15 protein-coding genes and 1 tRNA gene are annotated in these 14,033 nt (G+C 51.4%); 8 read left to right on the top strand and 8 right to left on the bottom strand.

Going from position 1 to position 14,033, the window contains the following annotated elements:
- The coding region (locus VFG09_04540; protein ID HET6514405.1) for an IMP dehydrogenase at window positions 1–264 on the bottom strand (264 nt) is incomplete at its 3' end.
- Between the two features lie 186 nt (window positions 265–450).
- Between VFG09_04540 and htpG the strand changes: the two genes are divergently transcribed.
- Window positions 451–2,355: a molecular chaperone HtpG gene (htpG, locus tag VFG09_04535; protein HET6514404.1), complete on the top strand. Its 1,905-nt coding sequence runs from the start codon at window positions 451–453 to the stop codon at window positions 2,353–2,355.
- 64 nt (window positions 2,356–2,419) lie between these two features.
- Here the strand turns inward: htpG and VFG09_04530 are convergent, their stop codons facing one another.
- From VFG09_04530 to VFG09_04500, 7 genes are all read right to left on the bottom strand, one after another.
- Window positions 2,420–3,934 (bottom strand): S8 family serine peptidase, encoded by a 1,515-nt coding sequence (locus VFG09_04530; protein HET6514403.1) that lies wholly within the window; start codon window positions 3,932–3,934, stop codon window positions 2,420–2,422.
- Window positions 3,935–4,334: 400 nt separating this feature from the next.
- Window positions 4,335–4,889: an aminoacyl-tRNA hydrolase gene (pth, locus tag VFG09_04525; GenBank protein ID HET6514402.1), complete on the bottom strand. Its 555-nt coding sequence runs from the start codon at window positions 4,887–4,889 to the stop codon at window positions 4,335–4,337.
- Window positions 4,890–5,546: a 50S ribosomal protein L25 gene (locus VFG09_04520; protein ID HET6514401.1), complete on the bottom strand. Its 657-nt coding sequence runs from the start codon at window positions 5,544–5,546 to the stop codon at window positions 4,890–4,892. It lies immediately after the preceding gene.
- 24 nt (window positions 5,547–5,570) lie between these two features.
- Window positions 5,571–6,512: a ribose-phosphate pyrophosphokinase gene (locus tag VFG09_04515; GenBank protein ID HET6514400.1), complete on the bottom strand. Its 942-nt coding sequence runs from the start codon at window positions 6,510–6,512 to the stop codon at window positions 5,571–5,573.
- Between the two features lie 118 nt (window positions 6,513–6,630).
- A tRNA-Gln gene (locus VFG09_04510) sits at window positions 6,631–6,705 on the bottom strand.
- A 76-nt stretch (window positions 6,706–6,781) separates the two neighbouring features.
- On the bottom strand, window positions 6,782–7,642 hold the full coding sequence (gene ispE / locus VFG09_04505; GenBank protein ID HET6514399.1) for a 4-(cytidine 5'-diphospho)-2-C-methyl-D-erythritol kinase: 861 nt from the start codon (window positions 7,640–7,642) through the stop codon (window positions 6,782–6,784).
- A 25-nt stretch (window positions 7,643–7,667) separates the two neighbouring features.
- Window positions 7,668–9,377, bottom strand: coding sequence for a tetratricopeptide repeat protein (locus tag VFG09_04500; protein ID HET6514398.1), 1,710 nt, complete (start codon window positions 9,375–9,377; stop codon window positions 7,668–7,670).
- Between the two features lie 352 nt (window positions 9,378–9,729).
- Between VFG09_04500 and VFG09_04495 the strand changes: the two genes are divergently transcribed.
- From VFG09_04495 to flgG, 7 genes are all read left to right on the top strand, one after another.
- Complete coding sequence (locus tag VFG09_04495) at window positions 9,730–10,560, top strand: HDOD domain-containing protein (protein HET6514397.1); 831 nt, start codon at window positions 9,730–9,732, stop codon at window positions 10,558–10,560.
- Window positions 10,561–10,647: 87 nt separating this feature from the next.
- A complete protein-coding gene (locus VFG09_04490) occupies window positions 10,648–11,016 on the top strand; it encodes a response regulator (protein ID HET6514396.1) in 369 nt (122 codons plus the stop codon).
- A gap of 1 nt (window position 11,017) precedes the next feature.
- Window positions 11,018–11,863, top strand: a complete 846-nt coding sequence (locus VFG09_04485) for an HDOD domain-containing protein (protein HET6514395.1) — start codon at window positions 11,018–11,020, stop codon at window positions 11,861–11,863.
- 3 nt (window positions 11,864–11,866) lie between these two features.
- A complete protein-coding gene (locus tag VFG09_04480; protein HET6514394.1) occupies window positions 11,867–12,010 on the top strand; it encodes a hypothetical protein in 144 nt (47 codons plus the stop codon).
- A gap of 1 nt (window position 12,011) precedes the next feature.
- Window positions 12,012–12,365 (top strand): hypothetical protein, encoded by a 354-nt coding sequence (locus tag VFG09_04475; GenBank protein ID HET6514393.1) that lies wholly within the window; start codon window positions 12,012–12,014, stop codon window positions 12,363–12,365.
- Window positions 12,366–12,535: 170 nt separating this feature from the next.
- Window positions 12,536–13,240 carry a flagellar hook basal-body protein gene (locus VFG09_04470; protein ID HET6514392.1) on the top strand — a complete coding sequence of 235 codons (705 nt, stop codon included), beginning with the start codon at window positions 12,536–12,538 and terminating at the stop codon, window positions 13,238–13,240.
- Between the two features lie 3 nt (window positions 13,241–13,243).
- Complete coding sequence (gene flgG / locus VFG09_04465; GenBank protein ID HET6514391.1) at window positions 13,244–14,029, top strand: flagellar basal-body rod protein FlgG; 786 nt, start codon at window positions 13,244–13,246, stop codon at window positions 14,027–14,029.
- Window positions 14,030–14,033 lie beyond the last annotated feature (4 nt).

Raw genomic sequence — 14,033 nt, 5'->3', positions numbered from 1 at the left:
CTTGACCTTATCAATCTCTGTAGCCTGCCGATGGGGCGACATCGCCCTGTGCACGATGCCGATGCCTCCTTCTCGTGCCATTGCTATGGCCAGGGCTGCCTCCGTAACGGTATCCATGGCAGAACTGAGGAGAGGAATATTGATCTTTATGGATTTCGTCAGTTGTGTGCTTATGTCCACATCCTTCGGCAAAATATCGGACTTTGAAGGCAGGAGCAAAACGTCATCAAACGTCAGGCCAACGGGTATTCTGTATTCCACCATAGGCATCTCCTTCAGTCGGCTGGATATTTTGCTATTCTAGCATTTATGAGACCGTCAGCGCAATTTCTCTGCGGCTTTTCAGAGTGTATCAATATCTCCGTAATCCTTGACATTGGCCTATAGAGTAGTATATATAATTTCTGGACGCTCAGGAGCGGCCGACACTACACTGCTTGAGGTGAGACGATGACGGTACAGACTCTAGAATTCAGGACAGAGGTCAAAGAACTCCTTGATCTCATGATCCATTCCCTCTATTCCCATAAAGAGGTCTTCCTGCGAGAGCTTATCTCGAATGCCTCGGATGCGATAGACAAGGCGCGATATGAATCCCTCACGAACAGCGACATCCTCGAAAAGGATGGCGAGTGGAAGATCTGCCTAATTCCCGACAGAAAAGCCGGCACTCTCACGGTAAGGGACAACGGAATCGGCATGACCAGGGAAGAGGCGGTTGAAGCACTCGGAACGATCGCCCATTCCGGAACAAAGGAATTTCTCATGGCCCTCCAGAGCAAGGAGATCAAGAATAACCCCGAATTGATCGGCCAGTTCGGAGTCGGTTTCTACTCATCCTTCATGGTGGCAGACAGGATCACTGTCATCTCGCGGAAGGCGGGAATCCAGACGAAGAGGGCCGTAAAATGGGAATCAACGGCGGACGGTTCCTTTACCGTGGAAGAGGTCGAAAAAGACGGGAAGGGAACGGATGTCATTCTCCACCTCAAGGAGGACGAAAAAAAGTATCTTGACGAATGGGAGATACGGCGAATCGTCAGGAAATACTCCGACTTCATTGAACATCCCATCGTCATGGAGGTAGAACGGGAAAGAGAGTCCGAGATCGCCAAGGGTCAGAAGGTTGCGGTAAAAGAAGAAGAAACCCTGAATTCGAGAAAGGCCATCTGGCTGAAAGATAAGGCCGAGGTCTCGCCAGAAGAGTACCATGAATTCTACCGCCACATCTCCCATGATTTTTCCGGCCCTGCCAAGGTTATCCATTATAAAGCAGAAGGGACCTCGGAATTCACTGCTCTCCTCTTTATTCCTTCGCGGGCGCCTTTTGACATCTTTTACAAGGAATTTAAGATCGGCCCGACCCTCTACGTGAAGAGAGTCCAGATCATGGAACATTGCGAGGCGCTGCTACCGCTTTATCTGAGGTTCATACGGGGTGTTGTGGATTCCTCGGACCTCCCGCTTAATGTCTCGAGGGAAATCCTCCAGAACAACCGTCAGGTCGAGATCATCAAAAAGAACATCACGAAGAAGGTCCTCGATACCCTGGGTGAGATGAAAAAAGGCGAATATGAGAGCTATCTCACATTTCATAAGGAGTTCGGAAGGGTCCTGAAAGAGGGCATCCACTATGATTTTTCGAGAAGGGAACAGGTGGCGGATCTCCTCCTCTTCTCGTCTGCAAAGACAGGACCGGATTCGTATACTACTCTCCAGAGCTACATTGACTCCATGAAAGAAGGGCAGGAAGAGATCTATTACATCACCGGCGCATCGCGTGATGAAGTCCTGAAGTCGCCCTATCTCGAAACCTTCTCCGAAAAGGATTACGATGTTCTGATCATGCTTGATGAGATCGATGATTTCATCTTCTCTGGGTTCGAATACAAAGGGAAGAAGTTCAAGTCCGTCGTGAAAGGTGAAATCAGTCTTGATACATCAAAAGATAAAGACCAGGCGAGGAAGAAATATGAGAAACTCATTGAACTCATCAAGGATGCGCTCAAGGAGGAAGTCAAAGACGTGAGACTGTCGGGAAGACTGAAGGATTCCGCTTGCTGTCTGGTGTCCGACGAGGGGGCGCCGGACGCCAACATGGAAAGGCTTATGAGGGCCATGGGACAGGATGTGCCTGCGATGAAGAAGATCCTCGAAATCAACCCGTCCCATCCCGTCTTCGAATCGATGAAGGGACTTTTTGAGAAAGATCGGGAGAGCCCCCTCCTCCGCGAATACATCGGACTCCTCTACGATCAGGCGTTATTGATGGAAGGCTCGAAACCAAAAGATCCTGTTGCCTTTGCAAAGTCGATTACAAAGCTCATGGTCGAAAACGCCAGACAGGCAACGTAAGGAGCCTGGCATGACTTATGCCGCTTCACCTTGTCGTTGAGGTTTATTGCCGCTTTCTTTTTTCTTAGTTTGTGCCTGCTCCTGTCAATGTGAATATCAAGCCCCCCTCGTAGTGAAAGTCAGTATGGTATGAAACTCCCTTATAGATGAGTTCCGGCACATGAAGCTCTAAATCACTTGATAAGGTAGAAGGAGTGCAGCTGATGTGCGGGCTCGCATCTGCTACGGCCCCGGCACCGACTATTCTGAAATCCAGACCTTGAGTATATTGGAAATCGGCCCAGTAGGCCTGACCGTTATAGAGCAGGATTGGAGCATGCAAGAAGAGACTATCCGACAATATCGCGACACAATTGTCAACGGCCAGCGCAGCCAGTGCAGCATCAACCTGTATCCTCGGTTTTATCAAACTATTCTTCTGATCGTAAACGCCTTGACCAGTCCGTTGGAGCGTGGCTAATATCTCATCAACAGACGCCGAGGGCTTCTTCTGTTTGAGAAGGGCCCATGCCCCGGCCACATGAGGGGCAGACGCAGAAGTGCCAGCTGTGTAGGCCCAGGCCCCCACTTCGACCGGCACAGATGACAGAATACCGCATGAGGTAAGGTTATCGAGACAGCCGCCCGGTGCAAGAAGTGAGAGGAATGAGGCGCTATTCGAATACGGCGCCACTTGCTCGGGCAGACCGTTATTTATATCTCCATAGTATTCAGTCGCCCCGATACTAACCGCGGATGAAATACATGACGGAAATGAAAGCCCGCCGGGACTCCCGTCATTTCCGGACGCAATTACCGTGGCTATTCCGAATGCACGGAGTTGATCAACCGCTGCCTTGAATGAAGGGCTTGCCGCATCGCAACTTGTTGGGGACTCGCTACCCGCTGCACTTATGTTTACCGAGGATATAGCATACGTGCCTGTAAGATTGTTCACATAATCGAGAGCGCTTAACATGTCGCTGAGAAAAGTCATGACGCAAGGCGAAGCGCTCCCAACCTGTGAGCATAAAGCGGCGTTTGCAACTTTCGAAAATACCTGAATGTCCATGATACTAGAACCGGGCGCAACCCCTCTTACCATGCTTCCATCGATTAATGTCAGTTCCTTGCCCGCGGCAATCCCTGCCACATGCGTTCCATGTGAGCAGTCAAGAGGAAACAGCGATGTCGGGCAATTAACTCCCGCGCCGCTTCCTGTCTGAGACGTCAGGCCGTTAGGGCAGAAGCTCGTTATCCCATCGGTAGGGTCATTCGTGGAAAAACATGCCTCGCTCACAATCTTTCCGCTCATGAAGGGATGTGTCTGGTCAATACCGGAATCCAAAATTGCGATTGTCTGACCGGCACCGGTAAATTCATTGGCCTCTCCACTTTGCGCGCCGATGAGAGTAATGTTGTACTGAGAGATCACAGATCTGCCAGGCACGTCTTCTTCTATGGTACTAACTATCGGATTGCCGATTACCCTGCGCAACGAAGCCTCATCTGTTCTTATTGCCATAAAAGGGATATGCCTGAATCTCTTGATACTGCTCGCGTCCGGAATATTGATTGATGCGAGTAAAGCCTCTTGCATCCGGGAAATCCGCAAGCGCTGCTCATCCCTTGTTTCCGTCGTAGCATGTTTGCCCTCAGGGATAAACAACATCTTAAAGCCGACAATAATGCGTACCTTTCCCTCAGCTTGAGCCTTTCTGATAAGATTATCATGTTGGGGAGCGGCGTATCGAGACGTCGTGGAGCCCCGATGTTCAGCTGCCGAAACAAATGGAGCCGAGAAGAACAACAGCGATAACACAAAAACTATTCCATGTAATTCCTTGGAGCCCATCCTCCAGCCCTCGGTATATCCTCAGTGTATCATCACCTGCTGCCCCTGTCAAAAAAAAGGAACCCTTTTCATTCAGACGCTCCTTGGACGAGAGCGATGTTTCTCTTTCAGCAGTTTCCTATCTTCTGAAGATTGAGGGGAAAGCCTACCTATTGAACCAGTTCATGGCCTTCTCGATACCTTCTTTCACGATTGCCTCAACAGCGTCGGCGGCTCTGACAATAGCCCCTCGAATCAAAGGGATATCGTCTTTCTTGAATTTTCTCAGGACGTAGTCTTCGACGGACACTCCTGCTTCCCTTCCCACACCAATCTTGACCCTCGCAAAATCTCTCGTGCCTATAGTCTCTATGATCGATTCTACGCCTCTATGACCTCCTGATGACCCGCGTTTTCTGATCTTCAGTTTTCCTATCTCCATGTCAATATCATCCTGTATCACGATCAGATTCTCCGGAAGCACATGATATCGCTTCATGATATCCCGGACAGCAAGGCCGCTTCTGTTCATAAACGTCAAAGGCTCCAGGAGGATAATGTCCTTGTCCCCCATGGAGCCCTTTCCCACGTTGTATGCCCCTCTTGTTTTAACGTCTATACCGCAGCGCGAGGAGATCTCATCCACTACCAAAAAACCGACGTTGTGTCTCGTCCCTGCATAGCGCGGCCCGGGATTACCGAGACCTGCAATGATCCACAATTAAGCCTTCTCTCCAGCGGCCTCTTCCTTCTTCCCCTTCTTGATAACTTCAGGTTCTGCAACTTCCGGGGCAGCTGCGGCAGGCGCAGCCTCTTCCTGGACAGCAGGCGCGATCACATTCGCTATCAGTTCTCCCTGATCAGTCAAGATCTTGATACCCTCACCAAGGGCCAGATCTCCCACATGGATAGATTTTCCCGTTTCAAGGCCAGAAACGTCGACTTCTATACGGCCAGGGATCTTGTCGGGGAGGCACTGGATTTCTATCTCCCTCACCCCATACTGGAGGATTGCTCCGTCCCGCTTCACCGCGATCGGTTCACCCGTCGCCGTCACATGAACGGTGACCCGGACTTCTTCCGTGAGCGAGACCTCAAAGAAGTCCGAATGGAGGAGTTCGCCTCTCAGGGGGTCAATCTGGTAGTCCTTCATGAGGGCGAGCCTGCTCTCACCGTCGGAGAACTGCAGGTTCACCATGACCTGCTCGCCTGCAGTCGTCCGTATGAATCGTGTAAGCTCCTTCCCGTCTATTTTTATCGGCGTGGAAGTGCCGCCCCGGTAAAGGACACCGGGGACAATGCCTTCCCTTCTCAATGATCGTGCAACGCCTTTTCCCGTTGCATCCCTCTTTTCTGCATTCAGCGTGATCTTTTCCATACTTCCTCCTCTCAAAAACCCGGACTATTCGAACAGTGAACTTATTGAAGACTCCTCATGTATCCGCTTGATTGCGTCGGCAAGTAAAAAAGCGATGCTCAGCACGGTGAGTTTCTTGCATTCCTCCTTCTTATTGTCAAGGGGGATGGTGTTAGTGACGATGACCTCTTCCAGCGCCGAATCGTTGATCCTCTTGATCGCCGGTCCGGACAGGACAGCATGCGTTGAGGCGGCATAGACCCTGCTCGCACCCTGATCCCGTAATGCCTGAGCAGCCTGAGTCGTCGTGCCTGCGGTGTCGATCATATCGTCGAGTATGAGGGCATCACGGCCTTTCACGTCACCGATGACGTTCATCACCTGCGATACGTTCGCCATCTCCCTCCTCTTATCGATAATTGCCAGCGAGCACTGGAGTTTGCGGGCAAAGGACCGGGCCCTCTCAACGCCTCCTGCATCGGGAGAGACAATGACGAGGTTATTCAGGTTTCTCTTCCTGATATAATCCACGAGGACCGTAGAAGCGTAGAGATGATCAACGGGGATATTGAAGAACCCCTGGATCTGTCCGGCGTGAAGGTCTACTGCCAGCACGCGGTTCGCTCCCGCTGCAGTTATAAGGTCGGCAACGAGCTTGGACGATATGGGGACCCTCGGCTGGACCTTTCTGTCCTGCCGTCCGTAGCCGTAGTAAGGGACCACAGCAGTTATCCTGCCTGCTGAGGCCCTCTTCAAGGCGTCGATGATAAGGAGCAACTCCATGATGTTATCATTGACAGGCGGACAGGTCGGCTGGATGACAAATGCGTCCGATCCCCTTACGTTCTCGTTGATCTGGACCATGAACTCACCGTCACTGAAGCTCGTGATGGTTGCCTCACATAAGGGTATACCGAGGCAGTGACCAACCTCCCCTGACAGCACAGGATGACTATTTCCGCTGATGATCTTTATGCCCTGTGGCATCACACCTCCAAAGATTTCGAAAAGCGCTCAGCACCTCATGATTCAGGCATCGTCTGCTTCTTAGGGACCCCTGCCTTTTCCCGCCGATGAATCATGAATACCAAACACCGGTCTTTCATGGCTGGGGCGGGAGGACTCGAACCCCCAATTGGGAGATCCAAAATCTCCTGACTTGCCATTTGTCGACGCCCCAATATCTTGCACCGCAATACGAATGAGAGAACGACTCAGAGCTACTCAGGCTTTCAGGGCTTCTCGCTCATGAACGATTACCCGCCGCTCGCCACGGTTTCGACAACCCTGCACCAGTTCGGTGACAGTTTCGGAAGGGCTCTCTCTGCCTCCTCACGTGAAGGGAACAGGCCGAATACTGTCGGGCCGCTCCCGCTCATCGCTGAAAAAACCGCACCCTCTATCGTCAGTTGCCCTTTGATCTCTCCGATGACCGGGTGTCTCTTCTCAACAAGGCTCTCGAGGTCGTTCCTTCGCAAGGAAGAAAGCAGCGAGAAATCCCTCGTTTCAAGAGCTTGACAGAACAGTTTAATATTATTGTCTCCCTTTGTCAACACCTTGCCGGACCCAGTATTGTTCTCCACCTGTGAGTAAGCCCAGGCTGTCGAAACCTCTATCGGCGGCCTCGCGAGTACCAGGGCGTAAGAAGCACCCAGGGTGACGGGAGTCACGATCTCCCCCCTCCCCTCAACGACAGCGACAGGACCATACAGGAAGAAAGGGACGTCCGAGCCAAGCATCTCCCCCAATCCGGCGAGTTCCCGGAGTGTCAGATTTACGTTCCAAAAATGATTTAACGCGACAAGCGTACGTGCAGCATCGCTGCTCCCTCCCCCGAGACCCGCTGCCATGGGTATCTCCTTTTTCAGCGTTATCTTCGCCCCGAAGCCTGCTCCCCTCCCCGCCTTCATGAGAAGAGCGGCTTTATAAACAAGATTGTCCCGGAGAGGGATGTCCGAATCGGCGACGACCTCAAGGTCATCGGAATCCTCGATAGTAAGGGTGTCATTGAGGGTGACGCACTGCATGAGGCTGACGATATCATGATAGCCGTCATCCCGTTTGCCTGCCACGTTCAAAAGCCAGTTTATCTTTGCCGGGGCATGGATGGTGAGCATTTCTGACAGGGGATTGCCGCTGGCTTCACCGGGCCTCTTGGGGTCCCAGTTTTCTGATCTTCTCTTCGACCCGTTCCTTCAATCCTTCTTCCTTCTCACTAAACTCTACCGACTTCTCCCAGGCCTTAAGTGCCTCATCCTTGTTTCCCTCAGCGAGATATACGTCTCCCAGATGTTCATAAATAACAGGATCGTCCTTGACGCTTTCCGTAGCCTTCTTCAGCTGAAGGATCGCATCGGCGTATCTTCCCATCTTGAAATATACCCATCCGAGACTGTCCAGGATATAGCCGCTGTCAGGCTTCTCTTCGAGGGCCCTTGTGATAAGGGAGAGGGCCTCCTCAAGATTGGTCCCTCTGTCGGCAAAGCTGTAGCCGAGGTAATTCAGGGCATCAGCATGCTTGGGGTTCATTGCTATGACCCTTCTGAGAGTGGAGACCATCTCATCGTACCTGTCGGTCTTGTCAAAAAGGACGGCAAGGTTAAAGACAAGGTCGTCGTAATCCTTGAAAAGCCCTATCCCTTCCTCGAGAACGTCCTCTGCCTTGCGGTAATCCTTTTGCTGCATATAGCTTATGCCGAGATAGAGGAATACTTCGGGCCTCCCCCTGTCAAAAGACAACACCTCTTCATAGACACGGATCGCATCATCGTATTGCTTGAGCTTCGAATAGACGAGTCCGAGATGGAGAAAGGCGTTGATATTCTTCGGGTCTATCGAAAGGACCTTCTTCAGTTCTTCGACGGCTTCCCGGTACTTCTCCATCTCTTCGAAGGTGAGGGCAAGGTAATACCTCGGGGAAGGGTCTTTCGGCTTTGCCTCGATAACGATCCTGAACTCCTCGACTGCCCGGTCATACTGTTTGTCGTCAAGGTAAAGCAGCGCCAGCCTCATATGGACATCGATGTTCGCAGGGTCACTACCGCTCAGATGTTCGAGCTGTTCTACAGCCTTGTCGAGATTCTGCTGCTTTATATAGATCGCACTCAGCCTCTCCTTCGCACGCATATCGTGCGGGTTGAGCTCCGTGGCCTTCTTATAATGCGCCTCTGCCTGGTCAAGGTCGCCCCGCATTTCGCTGATAATGCCGAGATTGTAATAGGCGCCGGAGAAATTCGGCCTCAATTCTATGACCTTCTTGAAGGACTCCTCTGCCTTGTCATAGTCTTTCTGATCAAAATAGACCGCTCCGAGGTAATAGAACGCCATTGAGTTTTCAGGGGATCTCCTGATCAGTCCTTCAAGAACCTTAATCGAATCATCGTATCTCTGCTTAGAGGCATAGAGGACTCCGAGGAAGAGAGGGGCGTCGGTCTGGTCCGGATCGAGGGCAACAACTCTTTCATAAAGAGCGATCGCTTCGTCGGTTTTCTGCTGGCCGTTGTAGAGCTGCGCAAGGAGCAGAAGGGCGGGTACATATCCGGGGTTTGCCTTCGTGACCTCCTCGGCCAGCCTTGTCGCCTCCTGGGACCTGCCTGTCCGTAAATAGATATACCCCATCTGTGTCTTAAGGTATGAGGATTCAGGATCGACCTTTAACGCTTCCTGGTAATGGTTCAACGCGCCTTCCCAGTCGCCCGTCAGTTCGGCGTCGTAGCCAAGCACGTATTCATAATACGCTGCAGGGGGCGGCCCCGGTTCCTCCCTTTGGACCTTCAGGGCCTGAGGAACACAGGAAGCCAAGAAGAGGGCCGTACTTATTGCCGCGATATGAACCGACAGGACAAATCTCACAAGGGTCTCCTCGTCAGAGTTTTTTGGAAGAGCTTTCTCTTTGTAGTTGCATTATAGCAGAATCGGATGCATTAAAGAAAACCGGCTTCTTCCCGCATCCCTCGATGGAGTCAGCGGTAATCATTAAAGTTTCTCACCTTCCAGCCGATAAGACAGATATGAAAACGATCGTACTGCTCGCAAGAAACATACAAAACCGCTTCTCGGGCCGCGGACGGCGGAAGGCGTCGCGCATATCTTCTTATGACGAAGCATTTATCGGATATGAAGCGTTTTCATCCGTCACATCCGCTCAGCCTCGTCCCCATGCAGAGGAGAAGGGGAAGGGTCACAAAGAACATCTGGAGACGGAATGGAGTCGGGAGACGTAAGACGTTTCATTAAGGGCCTGAGCGACCTTTCAACGATTCCAGGCTTGTTAAGCAGAATTCTCTCTGTCACGAGGGATGAGAACTCTTCTCCCGATGACCTCTACAGTCTCATCTCCCATGATCAAGCGTTTGCCGAGCGTGTTATCCGTACTGCAAACTCGGTGCTCTTCGGGCACTCAGGCAATGTGAGAGATATCAGACAGGCAATAATGTTCCTCGGCTATGACCGAATTAAATCCGTTGCCCTTGGCATGACGGTTATGGACATATTCCCCTTCCGTAATTCCTTCAATATCAGAAATCTCTGGAGCCACAGCTATGAGGTCGCCTTTCTTGCGGCGGCCATTTCGGACAATCTTTGCATGACGAACCCGAGTGAATGCTTCCTTTCAGGCCTCCTCCATGACATCGGCAGGATCATCTTCTACAGAATGAACCCAAAAAAATTTCTCGACATCGGAATCTCCGACGACTTGCTCGACAGGGAAGAAGAGATCTTCGGCTGCACCCATGCCGATGCGGGAGCATGGTTTGCTCAGAATACGGACATGCCCGTGGAGATTGTCGAAACGATACGCTTTCACCATAGGCCGTCCCTGGCGTCAGACTGCAAATGTGGCCTTTCGATTGTGTCACTGGCAGAGGTCCTCGCGCGAAGATTCAGCCCGCGACTGGAGGACGACGGCATATGGACAGAGGAGCATGACGCGATCCTCCTCGAATTCGAGCTCATAGACGAACAAATAGCATCTATCGCTGGACGGTTCTGTTGTGCTCGGCCTGAAATTGAACGTTTCTTTGATGCACCTTAAGGGGGCGTTACCCATCGGCAGCGCATACCTGACCTCGATCTTGAGGCCCCTGTGGTATAATCAATTCATTGTGTGCTCCCGCTGATCATGAAGAAGATTCTTATCATAGACGACGAACCTGACATAACAGAGATCGTCAGCCTCTTTGCTGAACAATTGGGATTCGCGGCCGATGTCTCATACTCCGGTGACGATGCACGGGAAAAGTTCGCTTCCAGGAAGTACTGGGTTGTCTTTTGTGACCTTAGGATGCCGGGGTTGAGCGGACTTGAGATCTTTGCAATGTTCAGCCAGTTGGACCCAGAGGTAAAGAGGAGGTTTGTTCTCATCACGGGGGCATTGATCGACAGCGATACCGAGGCCATCGTCAGGAAAAAGAGGATCACCATATTCACAAAACCCTTTAACTTTGACGCCTTCCAGAAAATTCTCTTGTCCTTTGAGGGGAATGCTTGACATGAGAGACACCGTCCTGAGAGCTACCGAGATCCCTGCGGTGCCGATGGTTGCCGTAAAGATCTTGAAACTCATTGATTCACCGGATACATCACTCGATGAACTCCAGAAGGCCATCATGGCCGACCAGGCTCTGGCAGCAAGGATACTAAAGGTCGCCAATTCCTCTTTTTATGGCGGTCGCCAGAATATTGACACTATCTCCCAGGCCATCGCCATCATGGGATTTAACAGCATACGGACCATGACGCTTGCTGTTTCGTCCCGCGAAGTCTACAAGAGATTCGGCCTCCTTGAGCAAAAAATGTGGGAACACAGCCTCGGCGTCTCGATTGCGGCGGGGATACTGGCATCGGAGTCCCCCTTTCTCAAAAAGGAGGAGGCGGTTGTGGCAGGCCTTTTGCATGATATCGGTAAGGTGATCATGAATAACAGCCAGCCGGAGAGGTTTTCAATACTTGTTCAGAGGGTCCACGAAGAAAGGGTACCTTTTTCAGCACTTGAGAAGGACATCTTCGGCTTCACTCATGCCGAAGCAGGATATCTCGTTGCGGAGAAATGGGGATTTCCGCAGAGACTCTGTGATGCGATTCTCAGTCACCACAGCTGCGATGCAAAGGATAAGCCCTTTGAAGACAAGTATCAGAGCTCGCTCTGTGCGACAGTCGCACTCGCTGACGCCCTCTGCGTGAGACTGGGCGTCGGCTACAGGGGCCCCATGGCCGACCTTGATCTCGGTGAAGAGGTCTGGAGGAGAGCACTTGGGATCAGTGAAGAGAGGTTCGGGGAGATCACAACCATTTTCAAGAATGCCTATATTCTCGAGAAGATCTCTTTTCAGGAGTGAAGGGTGCCGATAGAGCCTGCTAAGAGAATACCCCTCGTCCCGATTGTGAGGAGGGATGACAGCGCGAGCCTCTCCCAGAAGAAGAAGACAAAGCAGCAAAAAAAGGAAGAAAAAAGAGAGTCAGGCAAGATAGACATCAAGGTCTAACATGCTCAAGAAGGTTCTGAAGGCAAAGGAGAAAGAAAGGCATAAGGAGGAGAATCTCCTGTCTCTCGAACTTGCCGAGGTGAAGGACGTTGCAGACCTGATCTTCAGGAGACTTGAGAAGAAGATTGAAGTGCTCGAAGCGATCGAGTCTTCAGTGGATGAGAAGATAGCCATCCTCGAAAAACTCTTACAACAGGCAGAGTCAGTCAAGACTCCCTCTGACAGCATGAACCGCAAACATGAGATCATCGCCCTGAAGCGAAGGGGTCTGAAAATTGACGAAATAGCCTCAATCCTTGACATGCCCGTAGGAGAAGTGCAACTCGTCGTGAACCTCGACGGTCATAAGGCCTGAGGTAAAACTTACCGCAAAGGGAAATTTTTTCCTTCCAATAAACCTGAAGAGAGCGCCTTCAGGAGCCGCTCTCAACAAGCATGCGCAGTAAACCACAGGATTTCGGCTTCTTTACCCTGCTCCGCTAGCCAATTCCTTTCACTGGCATCCGGCTTGCATATACCTCGAGCATGTACAAAGGAATCTACATAGCCCTCTCCGGTGCAATGCTCAACCAGACACATATGGAACTGATATCTCAAAACATCTCCAACGCAGACACGACAGGCTACAAGAAAGACAGTATCTCATTCCGGGATTACCTCATCCCCCAGGACTTCCTTAGCCCCAAGCCTGACGGAAGGGTCATGAGCACACTCTCCTCCTTCCAGACAGACCTTTCCACAGGCAACTTCATCAAGACAGGTGCTCCTCTCGATCTTGCCGTTGACGGCAGCGGCTTCATTGCCCTTGAAGGCAACGGATATACCAAGCGCGGCGATCTGAAGAGGAACGGCGAGGGTTTTCTCACAACGTCCTCAGATGTCAGAGTCCTCGGGAATAACGGACCGATACGCCTGCCGGACGGAAAGATCGAAATAACCGATACCGGCGAGATTTCTGTAGATAGTCTCCCCGTCGATACCATAAAGATCGTTGATTTCGCCAAGAGAGAGCTTCTTACGAAGCGAGGTGACGGTATGTTCGCAACAGCGGAACCAGGGAGCAAATCGAAGGCCACCGTCAGGCAAGGCTACTTGGAAACATCGAATATAGAACCCATAAAGGAGATGGTGAAGATGATTGACACCCTCAGAGATTACCAAACATATCAGAAGGCGATCCAGACCTTTGATGACGCCGCTTCCAGGGCGAATGACATGGGGAGGTTATAACCGATGAGATCACTTTACATTGCAACAACAGGAATGGAAGCACAGAAGCTGAATCTTGACGTCATATCGAATAACCTCGCGAATGCCAATACGGTGGGCTACAAGAAGAGCAGAGCAGATTTTCAGGAGTTGTTGTACCAGAACCTGAGTACGCCCGGCACAACATCAGCAGAAGGGACCCAGACTCCCTCGGGAATTCAGATCGGTCTTGGAGTCAAGCCCATTGCCGTACAGAGGAATTTCCAGCAAGGTGACTTCGTCCAGACCGGAAACAACCTTGACCTCGTCATCGAGGGAGACGGGTTCTTCCAGGTCTTGATGCCCGACGGCACAACGGGATACACACGGGCCGGATCATTCAAGCTTGATAACCAGGGCAAGGTAGTTACATCGGATGGATATCCGATCGAGCCTTCAGTCACCATCCCAACGAACACAACAAGTATAACAGTCGGATCAAATGGGAAGGTCAGCGTTGTCCAGGCAGGCAGCACTACTCCCACAGAGGTCGGACAGATTGAGATCGCCAGGTTCATAAATCCCGTCGGGCTTCAGTCACTCGGCAAGAACCTTTACACCGTCACCGCTTCGTCCGGCGACGCAACAACGGGGAATCCGGGCACTGAAGCCTTTGGCACGATCTCTCAGGGGTTCATCGAGATGAGCAATGTGAATGTCATCGAGGAGATGGTGAACATGATCATGAGCCAGAGGAGTTATGAGATCGCCTCCAAGACGGTGCAGGCAGCCGATGAGATGCTCCAGACGGCAAATAACATCAAACGGTGAGGAT

The sequence above is a fragment of the Thermodesulfovibrionales bacterium genome, assembly GCA_035686305.1.
Lineage (GTDB): Bacteria > Nitrospirota > Thermodesulfovibrionia > Thermodesulfovibrionales > UBA9159 > DASRZP01.
This window is presented reverse-complemented; position numbering and strand designations above follow the sequence as displayed.

Bases quoted from the DNA above. Each gene is read 5' to 3' on its own strand.
- VFG09_04485 (HET6514395.1), top strand. From the start codon at position 11,018: ATGAGAGACACCGTCCTGAGAGCTACCGAGATCCCTGCGGTGCCGATG.
- htpG (HET6514404.1), top strand. From the start codon at position 451: ATGACGGTACAGACTCTAGAATTCAGGACAGAGGTCAAAGAACTCCTT.
- flgG (HET6514391.1), top strand. From the start codon at position 13,244: ATGAGATCACTTTACATTGCAACAACAGGAATGGAAGCACAGAAGCTG.
- VFG09_04515 (HET6514400.1), bottom strand. From the start codon at position 6,512: ATGCCACAGGGCATAAAGATCATCAGCGGAAATAGTCATCCTGTGCTG.
- VFG09_04490 (HET6514396.1), top strand. From the start codon at position 10,648: ATGAAGAAGATTCTTATCATAGACGACGAACCTGACATAACAGAGATC.
- VFG09_04470 (HET6514392.1), top strand. From the start codon at position 12,536: ATGTACAAAGGAATCTACATAGCCCTCTCCGGTGCAATGCTCAACCAG.
- VFG09_04530 (HET6514403.1), bottom strand. From the start codon at position 3,934: ATGCAAGAGGCTTTACTCGCATCAATCAATATTCCGGACGCGAGCAGT.
- VFG09_04495 (HET6514397.1), top strand. From the start codon at position 9,730: ATGGAGTCGGGAGACGTAAGACGTTTCATTAAGGGCCTGAGCGACCTT.
- ispE (HET6514399.1), bottom strand. From the start codon at position 7,642: ATGCTCACCATCCATGCCCCGGCAAAGATAAACTGGCTTTTGAACGTG.
- VFG09_04520 (HET6514401.1), bottom strand. From the start codon at position 5,546: ATGGAAAAGATCACGCTGAATGCAGAAAAGAGGGATGCAACGGGAAAA.
- VFG09_04475 (HET6514393.1), top strand. From the start codon at position 12,012: ATGCTCAAGAAGGTTCTGAAGGCAAAGGAGAAAGAAAGGCATAAGGAG.